At 41.4% G+C, this 22757-nt stretch carries 21 protein-coding genes; 14 read left to right on the forward strand and 7 right to left on the reverse strand.

Annotated elements, in window-relative coordinates:
* From T530_RS0100940 to ligA, 3 genes are read left to right on the forward strand one after another with little or no spacing between them, the layout of a single operon-like run.
* Positions 1-663: a hypothetical protein gene (locus tag T530_RS0100940; RefSeq protein WP_027727388.1), complete on the forward strand. Its 663-nt coding sequence runs from the start codon at positions 1-3 to the stop codon at positions 661-663.
* Between the two features lie 4 nt (positions 664-667).
* Complete coding sequence (trmB, locus tag T530_RS0100945; RefSeq protein WP_051537705.1) at positions 668-1372, forward strand: tRNA (guanosine(46)-N7)-methyltransferase TrmB; 705 nt, start codon at positions 668-670, stop codon at positions 1370-1372.
* Entirely contained in the window at positions 1373-3322 is a 1950-nt protein-coding gene (ligA, locus tag T530_RS0100950; RefSeq protein ID WP_051537707.1) for an NAD-dependent DNA ligase LigA, read from the forward strand.
* Positions 3323-3331: 9 nt separating this feature from the next.
* Here ligA and T530_RS0100955 read toward each other — a convergent pair whose 3' ends face one another.
* The 4 genes from T530_RS0100955 to recO all read right to left on the reverse strand — a co-directional run bounded on the left by T530_RS0100955 (position 3332) and on the right by recO (position 7917).
* On the reverse strand, positions 3332-3889 hold the full coding sequence (locus tag T530_RS0100955; protein WP_156011476.1) for a hypothetical protein: 558 nt from the start codon (positions 3887-3889) through the stop codon (positions 3332-3334).
* 87 nt (positions 3890-3976) lie between these two features.
* A complete protein-coding gene (locus T530_RS13180) occupies positions 3977-4957 on the reverse strand; it encodes a M23 family metallopeptidase (protein ID WP_051537708.1) in 981 nt (326 codons plus the stop codon).
* Positions 4958-4986: 29 nt separating this feature from the next.
* On the reverse strand, positions 4987-7134 hold the full coding sequence (gene recJ / locus T530_RS0100965; RefSeq protein WP_027727392.1) for a single-stranded-DNA-specific exonuclease RecJ: 2148 nt from the start codon (positions 7132-7134) through the stop codon (positions 4987-4989).
* Positions 7135-7137: 3 nt separating this feature from the next.
* Positions 7138-7917: a DNA repair protein RecO gene (recO, locus tag T530_RS0100970; protein ID WP_197018223.1), complete on the reverse strand. Its 780-nt coding sequence runs from the start codon at positions 7915-7917 to the stop codon at positions 7138-7140.
* A 65-nt stretch (positions 7918-7982) separates the two neighbouring features.
* On the opposite strand from recO, the gene T530_RS0100975 reads away from it, so the two are divergent.
* The 8 genes from T530_RS0100975 (at position 7983) to truA (ending at position 15256) form a co-directional block, all read left to right on the forward strand.
* Positions 7983-8180 carry a DNA-directed RNA polymerase subunit omega gene (locus T530_RS0100975; protein ID WP_009105325.1) on the forward strand — a complete coding sequence of 66 codons (198 nt, stop codon included), beginning with the start codon at positions 7983-7985 and terminating at the stop codon, positions 8178-8180.
* A 5-nt stretch (positions 8181-8185) separates the two neighbouring features.
* On the forward strand, positions 8186-9169 hold the full coding sequence (miaA, locus tag T530_RS13185; protein ID WP_038073229.1) for a tRNA (adenosine(37)-N6)-dimethylallyltransferase MiaA: 984 nt from the start codon (positions 8186-8188) through the stop codon (positions 9167-9169).
* Between the two features lie 218 nt (positions 9170-9387).
* The gene (gene dxs / locus T530_RS0100985; RefSeq protein WP_027727394.1) at positions 9388-11286 is read left to right on the forward strand and encodes a 1-deoxy-D-xylulose-5-phosphate synthase; all 1899 of its coding nucleotides are present in this window, start codon (positions 9388-9390) and stop codon (positions 11284-11286) included.
* A gap of 62 nt (positions 11287-11348) precedes the next feature.
* Positions 11349-12164 carry a diadenylate cyclase CdaA gene (gene cdaA / locus T530_RS0100990; RefSeq protein ID WP_027727395.1) on the forward strand — a complete coding sequence of 272 codons (816 nt, stop codon included), beginning with the start codon at positions 11349-11351 and terminating at the stop codon, positions 12162-12164.
* Complete coding sequence (locus tag T530_RS0100995; protein ID WP_027727396.1) at positions 12142-13173, forward strand: YbbR-like domain-containing protein; 1032 nt, start codon at positions 12142-12144, stop codon at positions 13171-13173. Before cdaA ends, T530_RS0100995 begins: the two co-directional genes overlap by 23 nt.
* Positions 13170-13583 (forward strand): holo-ACP synthase, encoded by a 414-nt coding sequence (gene acpS / locus T530_RS0101000; protein WP_027727397.1) that lies wholly within the window; start codon positions 13170-13172, stop codon positions 13581-13583. Before T530_RS0100995 ends, acpS begins: the two co-directional genes overlap by 4 nt.
* On the forward strand, positions 13574-14443 hold the full coding sequence (locus T530_RS0101005) for a DUF2225 domain-containing protein (RefSeq protein WP_027727398.1): 870 nt from the start codon (positions 13574-13576) through the stop codon (positions 14441-14443). The genes acpS and T530_RS0101005 overlap by 10 nt, the downstream gene beginning before the upstream one ends.
* A 21-nt stretch (positions 14444-14464) precedes the next feature.
* Positions 14465-15256: a tRNA pseudouridine(38-40) synthase TruA gene (truA, locus tag T530_RS0101010; protein ID WP_027727399.1), complete on the forward strand. Its 792-nt coding sequence runs from the start codon at positions 14465-14467 to the stop codon at positions 15254-15256.
* A 164-nt stretch (positions 15257-15420) separates the two neighbouring features.
* Here the strand turns inward: truA and priA are convergent, their stop codons facing one another.
* The 3 genes from priA to thiI are packed head-to-tail and all read right to left on the reverse strand — an operon-like array spanning position 15421 to position 19434.
* On the reverse strand, positions 15421-17430 hold the full coding sequence (gene priA, locus T530_RS0101015) for a primosomal protein N' (RefSeq protein WP_027727400.1): 2010 nt from the start codon (positions 17428-17430) through the stop codon (positions 15421-15423).
* A 5-nt stretch (positions 17431-17435) separates the two neighbouring features.
* Complete coding sequence (locus tag T530_RS0101020) at positions 17436-18227, reverse strand: uracil-DNA glycosylase family protein (RefSeq protein WP_027727401.1); 792 nt, start codon at positions 18225-18227, stop codon at positions 17436-17438.
* A gap of 7 nt (positions 18228-18234) precedes the next feature.
* A complete protein-coding gene (gene thiI, locus T530_RS0101025; protein WP_027727402.1) occupies positions 18235-19434 on the reverse strand; it encodes a tRNA uracil 4-sulfurtransferase ThiI in 1200 nt (399 codons plus the stop codon).
* 192 nt (positions 19435-19626) lie between these two features.
* Here thiI and T530_RS0101030 point away from each other — a divergent pair, with 192 nt between their 5' ends.
* The 3 genes from T530_RS0101030 (at position 19627) to T530_RS0101040 (ending at position 22754) form a co-directional block, all read left to right on the forward strand.
* Positions 19627-20916 (forward strand): ABC transporter substrate-binding protein, encoded by a 1290-nt coding sequence (locus T530_RS0101030; protein ID WP_027727403.1) that lies wholly within the window; start codon positions 19627-19629, stop codon positions 20914-20916.
* Positions 20917-21126: 210 nt separating this feature from the next.
* Entirely contained in the window at positions 21127-21906 is a 780-nt protein-coding gene (locus tag T530_RS0101035) for a carbohydrate ABC transporter permease (RefSeq protein ID WP_252507343.1), read from the forward strand.
* Between the two features lie 5 nt (positions 21907-21911).
* Positions 21912-22754, forward strand: coding sequence for a carbohydrate ABC transporter permease (locus T530_RS0101040; RefSeq protein ID WP_027727405.1), 843 nt, complete (start codon positions 21912-21914; stop codon positions 22752-22754).
* The last annotated feature ends 3 nt before the right edge of the window (positions 22755-22757 follow it).

The following is a 22757-nucleotide window of genomic DNA, read 5'->3' on the forward strand; positions in this document are numbered from 1 at the left end:
ATGGACTATCACATACGACGCTCCAGTAAACTTTTCTCAATTTTTTCAGCAGCTCTTTTATTTATTTCCTGCGCTCAGAATTCTCTGGATATAAATCAGTCAGAAATGACGGTTGTTTTTGAATATTCAGATGAAGAAAATCTTCCTTCCGCAAGACTCTGCGCCTTTGTTGAATCAGATTCAGACAGCAGAAGAAGCGGACTTCTGCAGCTTTCAACCAAAAAGGACGGCTTTATCTGGAATGCCCAGTCGCCGCTTCGTTTTAAATCCGGGGACAAATTCTGGACAGGCTATACTAATTTTTTGATGCAGAAAAACGAGCCTTTTCCTCTTGATTCCTACAGGATTTTAATTCAGAACGCGGACGAAAAAGAGGCAGAGGAAGTTTTTGATTTTAATTATGATTCCAGCTTTTATAATTTGAAGGCCTCTGAAGTTGAAGAAAAAATGAAGAGCCTGGGTGCCGTAAAGAAAATCGCAATTTATGATGAAAGTCACAGCCTTTTATATTACGGAGACCTTAAGGATAATCTTTCTTCATCCAGAAAAATATGGAATGTTTATTCAAAGGCAAATTATTTTAATGTAATCTGGCAGACTAAAGACAATACTGTGATATGTATTTTGCCGAAAGAACTTGTAGTTCCTGACGAAAACGATTAAATTTATGGGTATTAATATGGAAAATGAAAATACAATTGAAGGTCTTAAGCGTGAAATTAAGACTTATGTCCTTAGAATCGGACGTATGACTGCAGCCCAGGAGAAGGCTTATAGTGAACTTTCTCCCCGCTGGTGCATTCCTTTTGAAAAAAAACAACTGAACTTTGTTGATATTTTTGGAAACACAAATCCTGTAATCATTGAAATTGGATTTGGAATGGGTGATGCAACTGCAGACCTGGCAGAAGCAAATCCTGACATCAATTATCTTGGAATTGAAGTTCACCGCCCTGGCGTCGGAAAGCTTTTAAACGAAATCCAGAAGCGTGATTTGAAAAATCTTTTTATTATTGAATATGATGCAGTTGAAGTGCTTCGTGAAATGATTGCTGATAACTCTATTAACGGCTTTCATATCTTCTTCCCTGATCCATGGCCAAAGAAGAAGCACCACAAGCGCAGAATGCTTCAGCGTCCCCGCACAGATCTTTTTGCCCAGAAGCTTTCTAAGGGCGGCTACCTTTATTTTGTAACAGACTGGCTTGAATATGCTGAATTTGCCCTTGAAGAACTGAATGAAACAAAATTGCTGAAAAATAAATACGACGGTTTTGCAGAGCCTCAGAAGTGGCGAAAACAGACTAAGTTTGAACGCAAGGGCCTTGCAGCTGACAGACCTATTACTGAACTTTTCTTTGAGAAAATCTAAATGGACTTATTTGATAATTCTGAACTTGACGAGCTGGCTAAAAAAAACTCCCGCATTAAGGAGCTTGAAAAGCTCATAAAAAAATATCAGGCCTCTTATTATAACGGCGAGGCTGAAATTTCTGATGCTGAATTTGATAAGCTCTGGGATGAGCTGAAAGCTCTTGATCCAGACAATGCCATCTTGCAAAAGGTAGGTGCAGACAGCGGAAATTTTGCAAAAATCCGCCACGTAATGCCGATGGGCAGTCAGGAAAAGGCCGCTGACCCTGAGCAGTTCCTCGCATGGGCTAAAAAGCACGTATACGATGAATACCTTGTAGAATACAAGCTGGACGGTGCTTCGCTGGAACTTCAGTATGAGGAAGGAAAGCTTGTAAGGGCAGTTACGCGCGGGGATGGCGTTATAGGGGATGACATTACGGCCAACGCGCGAAAAATGGGCGGAGTAAAGTCTCAACTCATAATTGACGATGAAAAAATAAGTTTTACAGGTGGAATCCGTGGCGAAGTAATTATGACCCACGAAGTTCACAAAAATCATTTTTCTGATAAGGCTAACTGCCGTAATGCTGCGAACGGCCTTATGAAGCGTAAGGATGGAGAAGGAAGTGAGTTTCTTAATCTTATTGTTTATGATGCGCTCGAAACTAGGGGAAAAAATTATTTTAATGATGAGCAGGAGAAAATCTCCTTTCTTAAGAAATGTGGCTTCCAGACTGTACGCCTTGAGATCTGCCACACTGCAGAAGACGTCATAAAATACCGTGAAAAAATAATGGAAGAACGTAAGGCTTCCATTCCATATGATATAGACGGACTTGTCGTAAAGGAAAGGTCAATTAATCTTGATGATGCCTTCCGTAACCGCCCGGACCGTCAGATTGCCTTTAAGTTCAGCCTTGAAGAAGCAGTTTCTATTCTGCGCCAGGTTGAATGGAGTAAAAACGGCGGAACCTATACCCCGGTTGCTATTTTTGATGAAGTTGAACTCAACGGAACTAAAGTACAGCGGGCAAGTCTTGCAAACCCTGACACAATGCGGCAGCTTGGCGTAAAAATCGGCAGTCATGTAGTTGTCGTAAAGCGTGGTGAAATAATTCCAAAAATCATGTCGGTTGTTCCTTCTGAAAATCCTTCGGAAGAGACTGAGGTTGTTTTCCCTTGTACCTGCGAGGTTTGCGGAAGCAAGCTTTTGGATGAAGGCAGCAGACTTTTCTGTCCGAATAAGGATTGTAAAAAGCGAGTACTTCACCAGCTTTTAAAGTGGCAGAATGTCGTTGATATCCGCGACTTGGGTGAAACTTTAATTACATCGCTTTTTAATGACGGACTTCTAACTTCAATTACTGATATTTATAAGCTTACAGTCGAGCAGCTTGTCCCTTACTTTTTGAATGAAGAAAGCATAGAAGCTGAAAAAAAGTCCCTGGGGGCCGAAAAGGTATATGTTTCTATTCAAAATCACCGCAAAATGAAGCTTCCTGTTTTTCTTGCAGGTTTTGATATAGAAGGTTTTGGCGAAACTCTCGCAGAAAAGCTTGCCTCAAGCGGCTTTGAAACTCTTGAAAAAATGCTTAATGCAAGTACAGACCAGATTGCTTCTGTGTATGGTTTTGCAGAAATTACAGCCAGAATAATTACAGAAGGCCTTGCAGAAAACCGCGAAGAAATGCTTGCCCTTGTAAACGATGGTATCATTACAATAGAAGAAGCTGGCGGCGGAAAGCTTGCAGGTAAATCTTTCTGTTTTACAGGCGAACTTTCAATGAAGCGCGCAGATGCAGAAAAGCTTGTAAAGGATAACGGCGGTTCAATTAAATCTTCAGTTACAAAAGACTTGAGCTATCTTGTTACAAATGATACTTCAAGCGGATCAAGTAAAAACGTAAAGGCTGCAAAACTTGGAATCCCTGTTATTGATGAAAAGCAGTTTATGGAGCTCTTTTAATCTATAGATTTATAGAGGAGCCAGCTTTAAGTTCCCGTCCTTTTCTACCCTGATAGAATAATAAACTCCGGTTCTGCAGAAAGAAAGATCCATTCCGATTTTTTTTACAGAATAAAAGCGGGGAACCTTAAGGCTTCCGTTTGCAAAGGAAGAAATATCATAAAGCTTGTGCCTCTGCTTTTTGGTAGAAGCAAAGCCTAAAAGCATGCACTGTCCGTTTTCATCATAATAGCGGGAAAGACTTGTTCCTTTTCTGCGTCTGTTTCCATCGAATATCTGATCTTTGGAAGAGATTTCTGCCGGAAAATAGAAAATCTTTTTGTTTATTGAAACCTTGTAAAAATCAACTGTAAGATAGTTTCCCACCCAGGAACGCTCGATAACGGCTGTTTCGCTGCCGCTGGAATCAATTAGGGAAAAGGTTGCGCTTACGGTGTTTTCTCCTTCACGCTGGCTGTTTCCGAATATGTTTATTCTTAAAAGTTCTTTTTCTGTGGAGTCCGGGATTGATTTTGCCGCAGTATAGACCTTAGAAAGGGTAAATCCCCAGTAAATAATGTAAAACACAATTATTACGGGAATAAAAAACGCGATTTTTGCTTTTATATAAGCTTTATCAATAACCAAAAAGCAAATCCTTAGAATTAAATCCTCTTATTCAGCTTCAAAAGTAAAGTCTCTTAAAAAGAATTCAGGAACAATTGCGCTGCCGTTCAGACGCATTTCCCAGTGAAGATGCGGTCCTGTTGCAAGTCCTGTTGCTCCAGATTTTCCAATAAGCTGGCCCTGCTTTACCATGTCGCCTTCTGATACGCCAAGTTCGCTGAGATGGTAGTAGACGCTGTAAAGGCCTGGAAGATGTTCAATGACAATGCTCCAGCCGGTTGTAATTCTGTTTTCTGCAAGAACAACCTTTCCTTCTGCACAGGATTTTACATCGCTTCCGGTCGGAATTCCGTAATCATTTCCAAAGTGAAGTGTCGTAGATTTTTTTCCGTTGGCATAGATGAAGGTTCTTCTGTCTCCGCAGCGGGCTGTGTAACGTGTAGAATCTGTTGGAGATGTAAATGGTTTTGTCTGGTAAACAGCCTGATAAGAGGTTGAAAAGAATATGTTATTCAGTTTTTCAATCTGGGCCATTCTTTCGGCGCTTGTATCGGTTCTGATGTCAGTGTTTGCCTGATTAAGAGGAATGTCTTCTTTTTCAAAGGTATAAGCCTTGAATACTGTCGGCAAAATGAATTCCTGAGGCTTTTCTCCGTTAAAACTGAAGACAACCTTTACCTGATAAGGCTGTTCGCTGTCATTCCAGATTGTAACTGGAACCCCGCTAAGCATTTCCCAGGAATTTCTGTTTTTCTTAGGATTTATCTGATAGAAAGGAGAAGTTTCAAGTTTTTTTCCAAGATTTAAAAGCTGAAGTTCTGCCTTAAGTCCGCCGGCCTGTTTTTTAATGTTTTTTGCAGGAATTACATTCATCCTTACAAAAACTGCGTGACCCGGGCTTACTTCATTATTGTATTTTACGTTGATTGTATAATTTTCAGACTGAAAACTTGCGCTCTCTGAAAAAAGAGGAAAAGCTGTAAAAATTGCCGCAAGTGCAAGAAGTTTTTTTATCATTTTTAATTTCATTTTTTTATTGCCCCCGATTACTGTCTGGCTTAGTTTCCGTTTTTGGAAAGTTGCAGCTCTTTTATAACCATCTGATTTGTTACTGTTCCATTAAAATAATTTCTGTTTAATGAATAAAGTATATCATAAGACTGGCCTATAGTGATATCTTTTTTTATTCTTTCCCCCTGACCCCAGAACATTGCAGGAAATTTGTACTTTCCAAAGTCAAAGGTCAGTTTAAGGTGAAGAGGTTCTTTTTTTCCTACAAGCATTGCATCGCAGATTTTTGCATTTTTTGTCATAAAAAGAAGCTCTGCGTTTTCATTCCCGTAAGGCTCAAAAATATCTACAAGCTTGAAAATATCAGGAGTCAGATAACCGGATGGAATTTCTGCATCAATTTCATATTCCGGCTGGTCATTTGTAAGCTGAATGCTTTTTGAAGCGTTTTTCAGATAGTTCAAAAACTGAGGAAGCTTTTCTTTTTCAAAGCTGAAGCCTGCCGCATAATTGTGGCCGCCGTGATTTAAGAAAAAGCCGCCCATTTTATCAAGAAAATCTGTTGCAATAAAGCCTCTTTTACTTCTTACAGAGCCTATGCAGATATCTTTATTGAAAGTGATGGCGAAAGACGGCACTCCAAAATCACTCATAAGCTTTGCTGCAAAAAGACCTGTGAGTCCGCTCTGAATTTCTTCGCTGACTACCACGCAGAAGTTATTATTGTGCTCTGCAATGCTTTTTTTTGCCTCGTCAGATACTTTAAAGCTTGCGTTCTGAACAAGAGTTTTTCTCTCTTCATTAAGCTGCAGGATTTTATCTGCAAGATTTTCCCTTTCCTTTGGATTCTGGCTCAAAAGAAGATTGATTGCAACGTCAGGTTTTCCAAGGCGGCCGGCAGCATTTATTGCTGGAATAATGTTCCATGAAAGGTCAATTGAAGTTGCCACGTCTGCAATAATACGGGATTTAGAAAAAAGTTCAGATAAGCCTTCGCGGGTTTTATTTTTCTGAATTGAGGCCAGACAGTTATTTACAAAGATGCGGTTTTCATTTTTCATCGGCATAATGTCTGCCAGGGCTGCAAGGCCTACAAGCTGCAAATCTCTTGTTTCCCCCTGAATGAATTCAGGATGCTTTTGAGAAATCAGTTTTTTACAGTAAGTAACATAAAGATTGTAGATGCTGTCTAAAGTTCCGCTCTGAGTCTGAAGGTATTTTGCAATAGAGGAAAGTTTTGTAAGTTCCTGTGAGCTTTTATTTCTTATCTGCGGAATGACTTTTGCAATTTCTGAGCGAAGGTCATTAATCATAAAATCAATGCCGCTTCCAAACATAGCCTGAAGCTGATTTCTTACAGCCTGAGAATCCCAGGCGTATAAAAGCTGTCCCTGCAAAAAGGAAATCAGTCTTGTATTGTAAATTGAAGTCTTTCCTAAAATCAGTTTTTCGTGAAGCTCCTTGTGCTTTACAAGATTTTTGATTTTAAGGCAGTCTATTAAAAGGGCTTCTTCATTTTCATCCTGATTAATTTCTATGATTGTAATTTCCGAATTGTAAAAGTCTGTATGAGCAAATCTAAGGGCGCTTACAAGCTTATAGGCAACCGCCGCGCCGGAAATGTCCTTAAAAGGATATTCAGATTCACTAAGCTTAGGATTTACGATAACGCTTGCTTCAGGAACTTCTTCCTGAGGGTTGTGATGGTCAGTAATAATAACATCAATTCCAAGCTGGTTTGCGTGGCGGACTTCTTCAAAGCAGGAAATGCCGCAGTCAACTGTAATGATAAGGCTTCCGTTCTGATTATAGAAATTATCTACGGCTTCTATTGAAAGACCATAAGCTTCTTCTTCAAGGGGAACCCGCCAGCTGACGTCAATATTACGGCTTTTAAGGTAATCATAAAGAATGGCGGTACTTGTAACACCGTCTGCATCACTGTCGCCAAAAATCAGAACTTTTTCACCTTCTTCTTCGGCCTGCAAAATGCGTTCAACGGCATCTTCCATATTGGGAAGCAAAAAAGGCTCGTGCTGGAAGCGTAAATCCTTTTCCAAAAAGTAAAGGATATCTTGTCCGGAAGTGATTCCCCGTCTTACAAAAATTGAAGCTAAAATCTGGTCAATATTATAATTATTGCAGAGCGGCTCAATCTGCTGCTTTGTAACACTTTTTTTTGTCCATTCAGTCATGATTTATAAAATTCCCACACCAATTTCAATTGTATTAAGCTTAGTTCCCGCTGCATTTTCTATAAGGAAAAATACAAGTTCCTTAAGCTGATTGTATTCCTGCCTGTCAATTTTAAGTTTTCTTGCTTCTGCCGGCTCCAAAACCGTAATGCCCGTTAAATACCGTAAGGCAGAAAGTTCAAGTGAAAAAACAAAGTTCTGGCCGGCATTCCCCTGGGAAAAACAATCTGCACAGATAAAACTGTTTTCCATAATATTATAATAGGTTTTACTGTCAGGTGTAAGTAGGGGCTCTAAAAAAGATTTTCCGCAGTGGCCGCAGCAGTGAACCTCCGGCTGAAGGCCTAAGATGGCAAGAAAGCGCCACAAAAATCTGATTAAGCCTACATGCCCCTGATCTTCATTTGCAAGCTCAAGCCCGTCCAGAAATCCGTTTATCAGATGCCAGCAGTTTTCGGGGCTTCCGGCGCAGCGGGTTTTAATGGCAAGTTCACAGGCCAGGCTTGCGGCATAGTTCTTAAAAAGATTTTCCCCAAAAGATACGTGATAGTTTTTTACGTCAAAGTCACTTATCTTAATCTGATTTTTTTCGGGATTATCGTAGAGGAAGATAGTTCCGCTGTGCCACTGACTTACAAGGGAACGCAGCCTGCTCTTAGGTCCTCCGTAAAGGGTTGCATAAACTATTCCTTTTGATTTAGTGAGCAGGGTAACAGACTGATTGTTTTCGCCAAGAGGCTTGAGAGAAATTACGGTTGCTGAGTCTGAATAGGAACGGTTCATATAAGAATAATATTGATTTTTACGAATAAAATCACTATAATAATAATTCATTTTGGGGGTAGGTAATGGTATTTCCATTGGAAAAGTTAGTTGAGTTCAAAGACAATATTTATGAAATCACAGTGGCTGCTAGCCGACGTGCTTATCAGATGGCTCGTGTAAACGACCCTGAAATTGAAGCTAATCAGGATAAAGATGTTTGTGCTGCGGCAAAACAGCTCTTTAACAAAAGAGTAACATATCGTATTGAGCACAAGGACTAATTTTAATGTCTGAAAGCTTGTCTGGAAGACATATTCCTGTAGTAGTGATTTTTGCACCTACAGCTTCTGGAAAGACTGCCTTGACCCGAGAATTATTTTCCGGGAAGGGCAGTCATTTTATTTTAAATGCAGAAATCATAAGCGCAGATTCCCAGGCTGTTTACAAGGGAATGGATATTGGAACTGCCAAGCCTGAGCCTGAATTTTGCCTGGAAATTCCCCATCATCTTATTGATTTAGTTACCCCTGACGTACAGTTTTCTGTAGCAGATTTTGTAGAGCAGGCTGATGCTGTATGCCGTGATATATATTCGCGGGGAAAACTTCCTGTTGTCTGCGGGGGAACAGGCTTTTATATCAGAAACTTTTTATTCGGACTTCCAAAGACTCCCAAATCAGATGAAAAGATACGCAGCCGCTTAAAGGAAAGGATAGCTGAAGAAGGGAACCAGGCCTTGTATGCGGAATTAGAGACTGTAGACCCCCAAAGCGCCGCTAAAATCCATGTGAACGACGCCTACAGAATTTGCCGCGCACTTGAAGTCTTTTACACGACAGGAAAAAAGCTTTCTGACTGCGTTCTGGAAAATAAACTTCGCGAGCAGTATAAGTTTTTGTTTCTGGTTTTAGAGCCTCCCCGGGATGTCCTTTATGAACGTATCCGCCAGCGGGTAGATATGATGTATGAGGCTGGGCTTGAAGAAGAAGTTGCAGCTCTTATAAAAGCAGGCTACACAAAAGATAGTCCCGGCATGAAGGCGATCGGGTATTCGGAGTTTTTTGAAGAGGGCTGGACTAAGGAAAAAATCCGGGAAGCAATCAAGCACGATTCCTGTAAATACGCAAAAAAGCAGTATACCTACATTCGGGATATTCCAGAAAGTATCGTAATCAGCTATAATAATACTGATAAGGATTTACAGAATATTGCAGGTTTGGTAGGGAATTTTGCCCGAGAGGCTGGTTTTTCTATTGACCTAAAAGCGTGATTCTGTAATAATAAGAACACTTTATAAAGTAGGAGTGCCACCTCATGCCTTGTGGAAAGAAAAGAAAGCGCCAGAAGATGGCGACACATAAGCGAAAGAAGATGCTTAGACGTAATCGACATAAGAGTTCATAATTAGAACGGCTTAGTCGAGACTTGTGTCAGATGGACCGCATTAGTTTTATACTAGGCGGTCTTTTTTTTCGGAATTAATACAGGATGCTGCTTCCAGATATAAAATCACCTGCAGACATAAAAGATTTCTCTCAAAAAGAGCTTACTCAGCTGGCAAAAGAGTGCCGTAAGACAATTATTGATGTTGTCGGAAAAAACGGCGGTCATCTTGCCAGTAATCTTGGTGTTGTAGAACTTACAATTGCCCTTCACAGAGTTTTTAACAGCCCTCGTGATGCAATTATCTGGGATGTAAGCCACCAGTGCTATACACATAAGCTTCTTACGGGGCGTTATCAGCAGTTCAGCACAATCCGTACAAGAGGCGGACTTTCAGGCTTTACCAACAGCGAAGAAAGTGAACACGATTTTTTTATTAACGGACATTCTTCAACATCAATTTCGAGCGCCCTGGGACTTCTGACAGCCAGAAGGATTTCCGGCCAGGAAGGGAAGGTTATTGCTGTTATTGGTGACGGCGCCCTTACCGGCGGTATGGCCTTTGAAGGCTTGAGCCATGCAGGTCAGCTTTGCAATGATCTGATTGTCGTACTGAATGATAATCAGATGTCGATTGACCACAATACTGGAGCCTTGTCTCGCTATCTCAGCCGCATGACGGCATCCATAAAATATCAGTCATTTAGAAATATAATCGATAAAATCGTTACTCATATTCCTTTTTTTAACCGTTTCCTTGAAAAACTTATTTTCCGTTTTAAGCGGGCAATTAAAGGTCTCTTTTTTGCAAACAATCTCTTTGTTGAACTTGGTTTTGAATATACAGGTCCGATTGACGGCCACAACGAAAAGGAACTTGAAAAGGTATTCCGCCGGGTTTCAAGACTGCATCAGCCGGTTGTCGTTCACGTAATTACAAAAAAAGGAAAGGGCTACAGTCCTGCAGAAAATAAACCGGATGTTTTCCACGGAGTTGGACCTTTCCAGACCAGCGACGGAACCGTAGAAAAATTTGATACTACAAGCTTTACGGAAGCTTTTGGAAATATGATTGTAGAGGCGGCAGAAAATAATAAGAAAATTGCCGCAATTACAGCTGCCATGGCAAAGGGAACTGGCCTTACAGCCTTTTCTCACCGTTTCCCTGACCGTTTCTTTGATGTTGGAATTGCTGAAGAGCACGCAGTTACCTTTGCAGGCGGACTTGCTGCCGGCGGCATGATTCCTGTTGTCTGCATTTATTCTACTTTTATTCAGCGTGCCGTCGACCAGCTTATCCACGACGTTTCCTTGCAGAAGCTTCACGTAATTTTTATGCTGGACAGGGCAGGGGCAGTCCCGAATGACGGTGTAACCCACCAGGGCTGTTTTGATATTGCCCTTTTTCGCCCGGTTCCAAATGTTCAGATTTTGTCTCCTTGCAGCGAAAATGATCTTCGCCTCTGTTTTAACTACGCTCTTAATAATAAAGGCGCCTTTGTAATCCGCTATCCAAAACTTTCCTGTCCTACAGAAATCGAAGAGTTTTCAAGTCCAGTGGAAGCTGGAAAGGGAATTTTTGTTCCATGCACAGAATTTGTAGTTGAAAATATCACGGAAAAAGAGCTTTTATCCCGCAAAAAGAAGGTTCTTATCGTTACAACTGGCGGCATGTATTCAGAAGTTCAGAAGGCTGTTCGTTCAGTTATTCTTAGCGGGGGATATGCTGATATTTTGGTTCTTCGCTTTATCAAGCCTTTTGATGAAGCTGCCTTTACAGAAATGGCTAAGTCTTATGCCGGGGTTGTTTTTGTTGAAGACGGAGTAAAAATCGGCGGAATAAGCGAGCACCTTTCTGGCATTCTTAGTGAAAATAAATACAATAAAACTCGAATTCTTGCTTTTGAAGATAAATATTACAGTCACGGTTCCCGCTCAGATGTTCTTGAAATGGCAGGCTTGAGCGTAAAAGACATTGAAAAGGCCGTAAACTCTCTTCTATAAAAATCTTTCAATTTTCTTTTTATCAACTTTATTTATCTCTTATTTTCATCTATAATATATTTATGGTTGGAATTGACAGGCTTTTACATATCTATGACTTTATCCGTCCTATTCTTGATATAGGGCTTCTGACTTTTTTGCTTTTTAAGGTTTACGACTTTATTGCAAAGACTAATTCCATTCAGATTCTTAAGGCAGCGGTAATTGTTGCAGTTTCCTTTGGCGTTGCAATCCTGCTTGATTTGAGGACAATCCTCTGGCTTTTAAATACCCTTGCCCCGGTTCTTATCATCGCATTTGCGGTAATCTTCCAGCCTGAAATCCGAAAACTCTTTTTGAAAATGGGCCAGTCCAGCTGGTTTTCTTTTGGTAACCGTTCAAAACATACATATATCGAAGCCGTTTTGATTGCGGCAGAAATGCTTTCAAAGCAGAAACGCGGTATGCTGGCAGTTTTTGTCCGCCACACAAAGCTTGATAATATCATGCAGACAGGAACAAAGCTTAATGCTGACCTTTCTTCCAGCCTTTTAATGACAATTTTTGGAAAAGATACTTCCCTGCATGACGGTGCCTGCTTCATCCAGTCTGGAAAACTTCTTGCGGCCGGCTGTTTTTTGCCGACAAGTGAAAACTACACAATCAAAAAGACTTTCGGTACCCGTCACCGAGCGGCTCTGGGACTTTCTGAAGTTTCGGATGCGGTTGTTCTTGTCGTTTCTGAAGAGACCGGCGCCCTCAGCCTTGCTTACGATTCAAAATTAAACTATGACCTTTCAACAAGTGAAATCCGTAAGATTCTTGAAAATCTTCTGGATATCACTCCTGAAGAAAAAAATATGGAGGACACCGTAGATGAGCATCAGACAATTGATTGAAAAAGTCATGGACAAGTGGCCTGCAAAAATCATCTGCTTTTTACTGGCTATTTTCCTTTACGTTTTTCATCAGATTTCTCTTGTAGAAAAAAAATCTTTTGTTGTTCCTCTTAATATCATTGAAAATGGAATGGTTTCTCACGTTTCCCAGCTTCCTTCTTCTGTAAGTGTTGTGGTCAGGGCAAAAGCTGCGGCAATCAATGTAATAAATACGTCTGATATTACTGCCTTTCTTGATTTAGACAGCATAACTGAAGTGGGAAATTATGACCTTCCTGTTAAAATCAAAGTTTCTGACCGTCTTATGGAATTTGATCCTATGGAAATTAAGGTTGTGCCGGAAGTGATTTCTACAAAAATTGAAATAAAGAAGGCAAGATTTGTAAAAATTAAACCGACCCTTGTGGGTGAAGTTGCACACGGTTATGAAGTTTCCAATGTCGAAGTCGTGCCTTCTTATGCCGAAGTAATCGGTTCTGAATCAATCGTTAATAAACTTGAAGAAATTGAGACGACAAAGGTTCTCGTTTCAAATGCTATCAGGGATTTTTCAACTGAAGCTGAATATATGTCAGTAAACAAACTGCTTGATGTTGTTGATAAGGGGCCATATAAGGTTACAGTTACTGTCAAACCAAGTGATTTGGAAAAAGTTTTTGATGAAGTTGCAGTTCTTCCTGTTCATCTTAATAAAAGACTTACCCTTGTAAAGGAAATTCCTTCTGTAAGCATTAAATTAAAAGGTTCAATGCTCAATCTTGAAAAATATTCTCCGGCAATCAATGCCGTAACTGCTGATTTGAGTAAGATTACAGAACCTGGCATTTATGATATTCCTCTTGTTTTTAATATCCCTAAATCATTTTTGATTATGGAAAAATCAAATGAGGTTGTTACAGTTCAGGTTGACGTAATTCCTGAAAACTCCGAACAGAAAGAAGATTTTAAGGAAGTCCCAAAGGCAAATGATGCTGTAAATGCTATTGATTTTTCCGGTGGTGCAGTATGATTTTTGGAATCGGAACTGATATTGCTGAAGTCCGCCGTTTTGAAAAATGGGTAAAAAATCCACAAATGTTCATGCGTTTTTTTAATTCTGCCGAAATTATGGATGGCGGTAGTGAAGGCGCCCGCTGTCAGCACTATGCGGTACGTTTTGCCGCAAAGGAAGCTTTTGCAAAAGCGATTGGAACTGGCATTGCCTTTGACCTGAAAGATGTCTTTATCACAAAGGACCAGCTGGGAAAGCCTTTTTTGAATGTTCAGGGCAGTGCAAAAAAACTTTTGGAAGAAAAAGCCGGCTTGGGGTATAATATTCATGTATCCTTGAGTCATGAAAAAGAATATGCGCTTGCTTTTGTAGTAATAGAAACTGATACAAAAACTGATGCAGAGGAAAATGAAGGAATATGGCTGTAATTAAAGAAGCAAAAAAACTTTCTCTTTCGTATTTTTCTAAAGATAAGATTATCTGCCCGGTATGTAAAAAGGCATTTTCCCGCGAAATTATGCGAAGCGGTAACGGACGAATGATTGCCGGAAAGCTTACGGACGAACTTCACAGAAATTTTGAACCTTCTGCAAAATATGGCCGTGTTTTCCCTATGATTTATGAAATCGGAGCCTGTCCAAACTGCTTTTCTGCCATGTATTGGAGTGATTTTAAAGAGAAGTTTCAGAAAGAAGATACAGACATTCTTTATTCAAAAGCAAGAGAAAGAAAAGAAAAAGTAGAAACAATCTTCCCATATTTCAGCCTCAAGCACGAGCGTACGCTTTATGACGGCGCTGCAATGTATTATCTGGCCCTTTTGACTTATGATAATCTTGGCGCCTATATGACTCCGACCCTTAAAAAAGGAATCATTTCACTTCGTCTTGCATGGCTTACTCATGATATGGATTTACTGTGCTCGGATCATAATTTTGATATCATTTCAAAAGTTTTTTACAGCAAGGCTCTTTTCTTTTATCAGCAGTCTTTGTATTGCGAAACAGATAAAACAGAAGCTTCTTCTTCTTTAGGAAATATGGGCCCTGATATCGATAAAAACTACGGCTGGGATGGCGTTGTTTATTTGTGCGGCCTTCTGGAATACAAATATGGTCAGCAGGATGACATGCAGCTTAGAATGAAAAAACTCAGCGAGTCTAAAACTGCAATTGCCCGTATCTTTGGTCTTGGAAAATCTTCTAAAAGTAAGCCGGGCCCTTTGCTTGAACATGCCCGCGATCTTTATGATAAAATCTCAAAACTCGTAGCAGATGATGAGTTCTAATGCCTCCTTTGGGACAAAATAATGCGTAATATTTTATTGAAAATCTCCTATGACGGCACCGACTTCTGCGGCTGGCAGAGACAGGATAAGCACGGTAAGGAAGCCGAGCGCACCGTTCAGGGTGAAATAGAAAAGGCTCTGGAAAAAATCCATAAAGCACCGACAATTCTCTACGGTTCTGGACGCACTGACAGCGGGGTTCACGCCTACGCCCAGGCAGCAAACTTTTTTTCTCCCATAGAATCTATTCCTGCAGGAAATTATGTCCGCGCCCTCAATGCTTTTTTGCCCCAGGATGTGCGTATTCTGGAAGCCGTTGAAAAGCCCGAAGATTTTAATGCCCGCTTTTCTGCAACAAGCCGCGTCTACCATTATTTTATTTCGACAGCAGAAGCAGTTCCAGCAAACCTCAGCCGTTATGTCTGGCACGTAAAAAATTATCAGCCGGATTTAGAGCGTCTTAATCATTTCTGTCAGTGCCTTAAGGGCGAAATTGACTGCGCAAGTTTTGCTTCCAGCGGAGATGATTCTGTTTCTACAAGCCGCTATATTGACGGCGCAAAATTCTTTTTGCAAAAAGACATGTGGGGCGGGGAACTTTTAGTTTTTGAAATTGAAGCAAACGCCTTTTTGTGGAAGATGGTAAGAACTCTTACCGGAACCCTTGTAAACTTAGACCGAGATAAAAAGCCGCTTGATAGTATGGAAAAGATTTTGGCGGCTAAGAACCGCGTTTCTGCCGGGGTGACAGCGCCGCCGACGGGGCTCTTTTTGTATGAAATAAAGTTCGACGGGATTAGGCGGCATGTGTAAGAAAGAAATTTTTTGACACAGATGAACACGGATGGGACACGGATTTGATGTGGATAGATTTTTAATAAAATACATCCGTGATAATCCGTGCCTATCCTTGTAATCCGTGTCTAAAAACATTCGTAAAATTATCTGTGTAAATCTGTGTCCCATCTGTGGCTAAACTACAATAAACTCACAGGATCAACGTCGTATTCAATATAGACATTCTGATTGTGAGTATATTCAAATGCCAGCTTGCGGGCTGCGGCCTGCAGAGGGATAACTGACTTACCTTTCAGCAAAATCTGATATCTATAATTCTGACTTATTTTTTCTATAGGGCATTCTGCAGGGCCTATGATTTCTGCTTCTCGAGGAGTGTTTTCTTTTATGATTGAAGCCGCATTAACAGCAGTTTCGTAGGCAAGACGCTTATTGAAAGAGCGGAATACAATTCTTACTAAGCGGCTGAATGGCGGGAAGTCCAGAAGCTGGCGGTTTGCAAGTTCCTTTTCGTAAAAGTCTATTGTATTTCCTGTGCAGGCATATAAAACAGGCTCGCGGTTCGGGTCATAGGTCTGAACTAAAACTTTTCCGTCCGGAAAGTAGCGTCCTGCGCGGCCTGCAACCTGGGTAATAAGGGAGAAAGTTCGTTCTGATGCGCGGAAGTCAGGCATGTGAAGTCCTGCATCTGCCATGATTACACCTACCAGCTGAAGGTTGGGGAAATTCAGGCCTTTGGCAACCATCTGGGTTCCTAAAAGAATGTCATATTTTCCCTGGCGGAAATCTTCAAGACTTGCCAGTAATTCTTCTTTTTTTCCGGTAACGTCAGTGTCCAGGCGGAGGACTCTTGCGTTGGGGAACTTAGCCCTGGTTTCGGCTTCTATGAACTCGGTTCCAAAACCGTTACTTCCAATATCAAGGGAGCCGCATTCAGGGCAGCTTTGAGGCGGTGTCATTGACCAGCCGCAGTAGTGGCAGGTAAGTCGGTGGGTTGCCTTGTGGTAAGTAAGGGGCACCGAGCAGTTTTTGCAGACAAGTTCAAAACCGCAGGAATTACAGCGGAAAAAGTGAGTAAAGCCTCGGCGATTTAAAAAGAGAATTGTCTGCTTTTTGTTGTCTAGAGTTTTTCTGATTTCATCTTCAAGTGGTTTTGAAATACAGCCGTCTGTTCCGTAAAGATTCAGGTTGATGCAGGAAATATGAGGCATAGTTCCGCCGGCAAGTCGCTTAGTGAGTGTATGGCGGACTATAGTTCCTGTTTTCATGCCGTACCAGGCTTCTACGGATGGGGTGGCACTTCCCATTACAAGGGGGATTTTAAGATTCTGAGCCCTCTTCATTGCAACCTGGCGGGCATGGTAGCGGGGATTATTTCCCGATTTATAAGAACCGTCGTGCTCTTCATCAATGATGATAAGGCCTAAATCCGGCACAGGGGCAAAAACGGCACTGCGCGCTCCAACGATTACCCTTGCTTCTTTATGCATGATTCTGTGCCACTGAGTAAGGCGCTGGCTTGGTGTAAGACCTGAATGAATGATCGCCGCTGTATTTCCAAAGCGTTCTGCAATGGAAGCTGCAACCTGGCCTGTCAGGCTGATTTCAGGAACAAGATAGATTATGCCTTTTCCCTGTGAAAGGATGCGTTCTGCAAGGGTAAGAAAAACTTCCGTTTTGCCGCTGCCGGTGGGCCCGTAAAGATAGTGAAAAAGTTTTGTCTGGCCGGGGGCTGTATTTTGCGAAGAAAGTATTTCTTCTACCGCAGCCTTCTGTTCATCAGATAGAACATTTTTCTGAGCTACTGTAAGTTCGTTTTCAAAAGAAAAGCCGCCGGCACTTGTCTCTCGTCTGCCGGAAGGAATCATAGAAAAAACAGCCTCTCCAAGCGTACACAGATAATAGTGAGAAAGCCATTTTGCCATTTCAAAAAGTTCAGTCCCGAAGAGAGGCTCTTTGTCTAAGATTCGTTTAATCGGGCGGATTTTACCGGCTTCAACAGGACAGGTCGGCGGAATCTGCTCTGTAATTTCCATAATAAAGCCTGTAAGTTTCTGATTTCCGAACATGATTTCGGCTCGTTTACCAACTTCCGGCTTTAATTCGGGCTTTTCCTTTTCGTCCGGGGTGTAGGAGTAAGTAAAGGGCTGATTTACAGGCCTGTTTATGATTATCTGAAGGTAGAGCATCTTTATTACTGATTGCCGCCTAAGATAGTGTCTAATTTCTGCCGGAACTTTTTAAGGTCTTCCCAGGCAGGGCGCTTTAAATCCTGATTGCGAAGAAGAGCGCTCGGGTGATAAGTAATCATAAGAGGAATGCCGTTGTATTCAAAAAAGTTTCCGCGGAGCTTTCCAACCGGCTCTTCTGTGTTGAGCATTTTATGTCCGCTTATGCGTCCCATACACAAAATCATTTTTGGTTTGAGGATTTTAATCTGCGCTTCAAGGAAAGAAAAACAGGCTTCCTGTTCTTCTGGGAAAGGATCGCGGTTCTGAGGCGGACGGCATTTTACGATATTTGCAATAAAGCAGTTTGTCTTGCGGTCAAGGTTGATTGCGGCAAGCATTTTATCAAGCAGGATTCCGGCCTTTCCAACAAAAGGACGGCCCTGCATATCCTCGTCGTAGCCGGGACCTTCGCCGATTACAAGAACATCCGGGTGAGTAACACCTTCGCCCGGAACGACATTCGTGCGGGTACGGGCAAGCTGACAGTGGGTACATCTTAAAATTTTTGAAGCAAGACTTTCGATTGTGATGGCACTGGCGTCTGACTGGCTGCCTAAGACCACGGCGGAAGGTGACTCCTGCACTGGTGCGCTGCCCGTCGCTTCGATTTTAGCAGGCGTTTCCTGCGCAGGCTTGTCCCCATCATCTTCAAAAAGAGGATTGCTGGCAAAGTTAGGCGGCACAAAGCCACCGTTAGCAACTGCACTCGCATTTTTGAGAAGATTAAAAATCAGCTCTTTTTCACTTGCCTTCATTCTGTCACTAAGCCTCGTTTGGATCTTCCTTGTCGGTTCTTACGTCTGGCTCGCCGCTAAAGGTAAACTTAATGATTTTTCTGTCGTCGAATGACTTTTGAATAAGCTCGTCAACTTCGAGATTTTTGTAGATTTCTTCTGCATCTTCAATTCTGCCGCGCAAAACAGGATGCTTAGGGCTAAAAAGCACGCAGCAGTCTTCGTAAGGAAGAATTGAAGTTTCGTAAGTGTCGATAAAGTTTGCTGTATCAATAATTTCTTCTTTATCAAGACCGCAGAGAGGGCGCAGAAGAGGGAACTCTGCAAAATGCTCGGTAACGTTCATGTTTTCAATAGTCTGGCTTGCAACCTGACCAAGACTTTCGCCTGTAATAATGCACTGAGCCTTACAGCGGGCCGCAAGAATATTTGCAACCTTCATCATGCAGACGCGGAGCATAAGGGTAGACCAGGCTTCCGGCGCCTTCTTTTTAATTTCCATCTGAACTTCGGTAAAGGGAATAACGTTGAGGTAAACTGTGATTCCGTAGTAGGCAAGCTTCTGGGCAAGGTCTTCTACCTTTTTCTGAGCCTCTTCCGAAGTGTAAGGATAAGAATGATAGTAAACGCATTCGATTTTCATACCGCGGCGCAGCATACGGTAACCCGCAACAGGAGAATCAAGACCTCCGCTCAAAAGCAAAAGTCCCTTTCCGCTGCAGCCGACAGGAAGTCCGCGGCAGCCCACGTTTTCATCAGAATAAACATAAACCTGTTCGCGAACTTCAACATAAATTACGCAGTCAGGATTATGAACGTCAACTTTCATAAGTTTTTCTACGTCACCTGCTGCTTCACAGCAGATTTCATAAGAATTCATAGGAAAGTTCTTTTCTGCGCGTTTTGCCTGAATCTTAAAAGTCTTGCAGCCCTTTTCAGCAAGGCGCTCGGCAATCATATAAACAGTCTTTTTGATATCTTCGATAGTTTTTTCGCAGGTTTCTGCCTTTGCCCAGCCGGTAATTCCCAAAATGTGATTAAGTGTGAATTCTGCCTTTTCGCTGTCTTTTTCGTCGCAGGTAATATACATTCGTCCTGCATGAAGAATAACCTTAGCATCAATTCCAGCAAGGCATTTTTTAGTATTACGCATCAAAAGATGCTCAAATTCGTGAAGGTTGGAGCCTTTCAAAGTAAGCTCACCAAGTTTTGCCAAATATGTGACCATAGCTTTATTATAGAGGAAAATTGAATAATTGAAAATCGGGCAGGGGGGATTTTAATTTATTAAAAATTTTTTCTGCACCCCCTCCAGCTAATAAACTTTTATTTGACAAATCAAATTTGCGGACTTATACTTTGAATTAGTTAAGCATGCAATAAAAATGTTTAATGAATATTAAAATTAAGAGGTGAAATTATGGTAAAAATGTCAAAAATTGCCGGTGCTGTAGCGGCTCTGGCTCTTCTTTGCGGGCTGACTGGATGTAATGGGGGCAAAAAGTCTGGCTCTGGAAAAACAAAACTAACTTTCTGGACTTTCCAGAACGCTCACGCTGAATTTATGAAGGATGCGGCTGAAACATGGAACCAGCAGAATCCTAACGAACAGATTGAACTTTCCTGCGAAGTTCTTGGTTATGATGAAATGCATAACAAGCTTTTGATTGCCCTTCAGTCTGGCTCTGGCGCTCCTGATATTTCTGATATCGAAATCGGAAAATTTGCAAACTTCCTTAAAGGTAAAAATCCACCTCTTGTAAAATTGAATGACCTGCTTGATATGGATCATCTTATTAAGGGCCGCTTCAATCCTTATACAAAGAACGGAAATATTTACGGCGTTGACTATCACGTTGGTGCTGCTGTTATTTACTATAACAAGGAAATTCTTGATCAGGCTGGTGTAAGCGCTGATGACATCAAGACTTGGGATGACTTCTACCGCATAGGTAAAATTGTTGTTCAGAAGACTGGAAAGCCTATGACAACTGTTGAATCTACTGAGCACTGGTCATTCTACCCTCTTATCGCTCAGCAGGGCGGCGACTTCCTTGATAAAGATGGAAACGGAGCTTTGGACAGCGAAATCAACATTAAAACTCTTGAATACATCAAAAAGCTTGTAGATGAAGGTATTGCTCAGATTGCGCCTGGAGGATTCCATCACTCAGAAGAGTACTGGGCATTTATGAACAACGGTGGCGCTGCAAGTATCTGGATGCCACTCTGGTACATGAACCGCTTTACTGACTATATGCCAAAATTGAGCGGAAAAATCATCGTTCGCCCAATGCCTCGCTGGACTCCAGACGGAGCTCGTTCTGCAGGTCTTGGTGGAACTGGTACTGCAATTCCTACACAGGGTAAACATACTGATCTGGCTTCACGCTTTATGGTTTATGCTAAGGCTTCTAAAGAAGGTTCTATCAAGACCTGGACTTTGCTCGGCTTTGACCCAATCCGCTGGGATGCCTGGTCTGATCCTGCTATGAAGGCTCCAAACAAGTTTACTGCTTACTTTGGTGACGGTGTATTTGACATGCTCGTTGACATTAAGGATGAAATTCTTGGTGTAAACGGTGGTGACAAATTCCCAGAAGCTCAGAGCCTTGTTCAGAAGAACGTTATGTTTAAGGTTTTGGGTGAAAAATCTGCTACTCCAAGAGAAGCTCTTGTTGAAGCAAACAAGATTTTGAACAGCAAATAATCTGACAATTAAAAATATTCAAAACTGTCTGATAAGTCCTGTTTCAGGGCTTGTCAGGCAGGTCTTTAAGGATTTTATATGGAAACAAAAAGCAAAAAATCCCTTTCACAAATTCTTATTAATCAAAAAACAGCGCCCTGGATATTTGTATCTCCTTTTTTAATTTCTTTTTTGGTTTTTACCCTCTATCCTCTCATCAATACCTTTATTATGAGTTTTCAGGATGTAGCAGGTTTTGATGACGTTACCTTTATAGGCTTAAAAAACTATAAAAATCTGAATAATGAGCAGTTTTTTCATGCCCTTCAGAACTCTACTATTTATACGATTCTGACAATTATCGTTTTGATTCCGCTTCCTATGTTTCTGGCGGTTCTTGTTAATTCAAAGACAACTAAATTTAAAAATTTCTTCAGATCTGCATATTTTCTTCCGGCATTAACTTCGGTTGTTGTTGCCGGTTTGTTCTTCCGATACGTTTTCAGCGAGCAGGAAACTGCTTTTGTCAATTCTGTCTTGCTAAAGCTGGGGGCTCGTCCTCAAAAATGGCTCTTCCAGCGGGCAACGACCATGTTTGTTCTTGTCCTTTTCTGTACCTGGAAATGGATTGGTGTAAACATGATTTATTTTCTTTCGGGCTTGAATTCAATTCCTCAGGAACAGTATGAGGCTGCCGATATTGACGGTGTTAATTCATGGCAGAAATTCTGGTACGTTACGGTTCCTAATTTGAGAAACGTAACTATTTATGTAGTCACAATCAGTGTTTATGGCGGTTTTGCAATGTTCGGTGAAACCTACACAATGTTCGGTTCGGCAGCTTCCCCTGGAGACATCGGTTTGACTATGGTTTCATACATTTACCTTGAAGGCTTCAACTATGCAAGACTTGGTATGGGTTCTGCAATCGGTGTAGCTTTGTTTGCCGTAATTATGATTGTAAATGTCGTGCAGCTCTGGCTTACAGGCACATTCAAAAAAGGAGAGTAAGTGTTATGAAAGAAAAATTTGCAATTTACAAAGGCTTAGTAAAATATCTTATACTTCTGATTATTCTTCTTTTCTGCATCATGCCTTTTATCTTCATGCTGCTTTCTTCTTTGAGACCAGGCGCTCAGATGGTACAGAACGGACTTACCCTTGATTTTAATCCAAAGACTATGAGCCTTCATAACTTTAAGGCTCTCTTCGGCTACAATCACGGAATGTTCTTCCTCTGGTTTAAGAACAGCATTGTTTTGACAGCTTTGCAGACGGCGCTTTCGCTTCTCTTCTGCGCTATGGTTGGTTACGGACTTGGCGTTTACAACTTCAGGGGACGCAATATCATCTTCCTTATTGTGCTTGCAGTAATGATGATTCCGACAGAAGTTCTTATTCTTCCTTTGTTCAAGCTTGTCGTAAAAATCAGATTAATCAACACAAAGGCTGGCGTTATCCTTCCTTTTGTTGTATCATCGTTTGCAGTTTTTTATTTCCGTCAGTATTGTCTGGGGCTGCCTCTGGAGCTGATTGATTCAGCCCGCATTGACGGCTGTAACGAAATAAGCATTTTCTTCAGGATTATGAGCCCTGTTATGCTTCCGGCATACGCAGCCATCATGATTTTGCAGGCTATGAACAGCTGGAACGGATTTGTGTGGCCTTTGATTGCCCTTCGTTCCAACGAAAACATGACTCTGCCGATTGGATTAAATGCGCTTCTGACACCTTATGGAAACAACTATGATGTTCTTCTTGCGGGTGCAGTTTTTTCTGTAATTCCGATTATTATTCTTTTCCTTGTTAATCAGAAGGCTTTTATTACTGGTTTAACTGTTGGAAGTATAAAGGGGTAAATT

Origin of the sequence: Treponema sp. C6A8 (genome assembly GCF_000619925.1) — a bacterium.
Classification (GTDB): Bacteria; Spirochaetota; Spirochaetia; order Treponematales; family Treponemataceae; genus Treponema_D.

Bases quoted from the DNA above. Each gene is read 5' to 3' on its own strand.
- trmB (WP_051537705.1), top strand. From the start codon at position 668: ATGGGTATTAATATGGAAAATGAAAATACAATTGAAGGTCTTAAGCGT.
- recO (WP_197018223.1), bottom strand. From the start codon at position 7,917: ATGAACCGTTCCTATTCAGACTCAGCAACCGTAATTTCTCTCAAGCCT.
- recJ (WP_027727392.1), bottom strand. From the start codon at position 7,134: ATGACTGAATGGACAAAAAAAAGTGTTACAAAGCAGCAGATTGAGCCG.
- T530_RS0101040 (WP_027727405.1), top strand. From the start codon at position 21,912: ATGAAAGAAAAATTTGCAATTTACAAAGGCTTAGTAAAATATCTTATA.
- T530_RS13180 (WP_051537708.1), bottom strand. From the start codon at position 4,957: ATGAAATTAAAAATGATAAAAAAACTTCTTGCACTTGCGGCAATTTTT.
- thiI (WP_027727402.1), bottom strand. From the start codon at position 19,434: ATGGTCACATATTTGGCAAAACTTGGTGAGCTTACTTTGAAAGGCTCC.
- T530_RS0101005 (WP_027727398.1), top strand. From the start codon at position 13,574: ATGGCTGTAATTAAAGAAGCAAAAAAACTTTCTCTTTCGTATTTTTCT.
- T530_RS0101030 (WP_027727403.1), top strand. From the start codon at position 19,627: ATGGTAAAAATGTCAAAAATTGCCGGTGCTGTAGCGGCTCTGGCTCTT.
- T530_RS0100975 (WP_009105325.1), top strand. From the start codon at position 7,983: ATGGTATTTCCATTGGAAAAGTTAGTTGAGTTCAAAGACAATATTTAT.
- T530_RS0100995 (WP_027727396.1), top strand. From the start codon at position 12,142: ATGAGCATCAGACAATTGATTGAAAAAGTCATGGACAAGTGGCCTGCA.
- priA (WP_027727400.1), bottom strand. From the start codon at position 17,430: ATGCTCTACCTTCAGATAATCATAAACAGGCCTGTAAATCAGCCCTTT.
- miaA (WP_038073229.1), top strand. From the start codon at position 8,186: ATGTCTGAAAGCTTGTCTGGAAGACATATTCCTGTAGTAGTGATTTTT.
- truA (WP_027727399.1), top strand. From the start codon at position 14,465: ATGCGTAATATTTTATTGAAAATCTCCTATGACGGCACCGACTTCTGC.
- ligA (WP_051537707.1), top strand. From the start codon at position 1,373: ATGGACTTATTTGATAATTCTGAACTTGACGAGCTGGCTAAAAAAAAC.
- dxs (WP_027727394.1), top strand. From the start codon at position 9,388: ATGCTGCTTCCAGATATAAAATCACCTGCAGACATAAAAGATTTCTCT.
- cdaA (WP_027727395.1), top strand. From the start codon at position 11,349: ATGGTTGGAATTGACAGGCTTTTACATATCTATGACTTTATCCGTCCT.
- acpS (WP_027727397.1), top strand. From the start codon at position 13,170: ATGATTTTTGGAATCGGAACTGATATTGCTGAAGTCCGCCGTTTTGAA.
- T530_RS0101035 (WP_252507343.1), top strand. From the start codon at position 21,127: ATGAGTTTTCAGGATGTAGCAGGTTTTGATGACGTTACCTTTATAGGC.
- T530_RS0100940 (WP_027727388.1), top strand. From the start codon at position 1: ATGGACTATCACATACGACGCTCCAGTAAACTTTTCTCAATTTTTTCA.
- T530_RS0101020 (WP_027727401.1), bottom strand. From the start codon at position 18,227: ATGAAGGCAAGTGAAAAAGAGCTGATTTTTAATCTTCTCAAAAATGCG.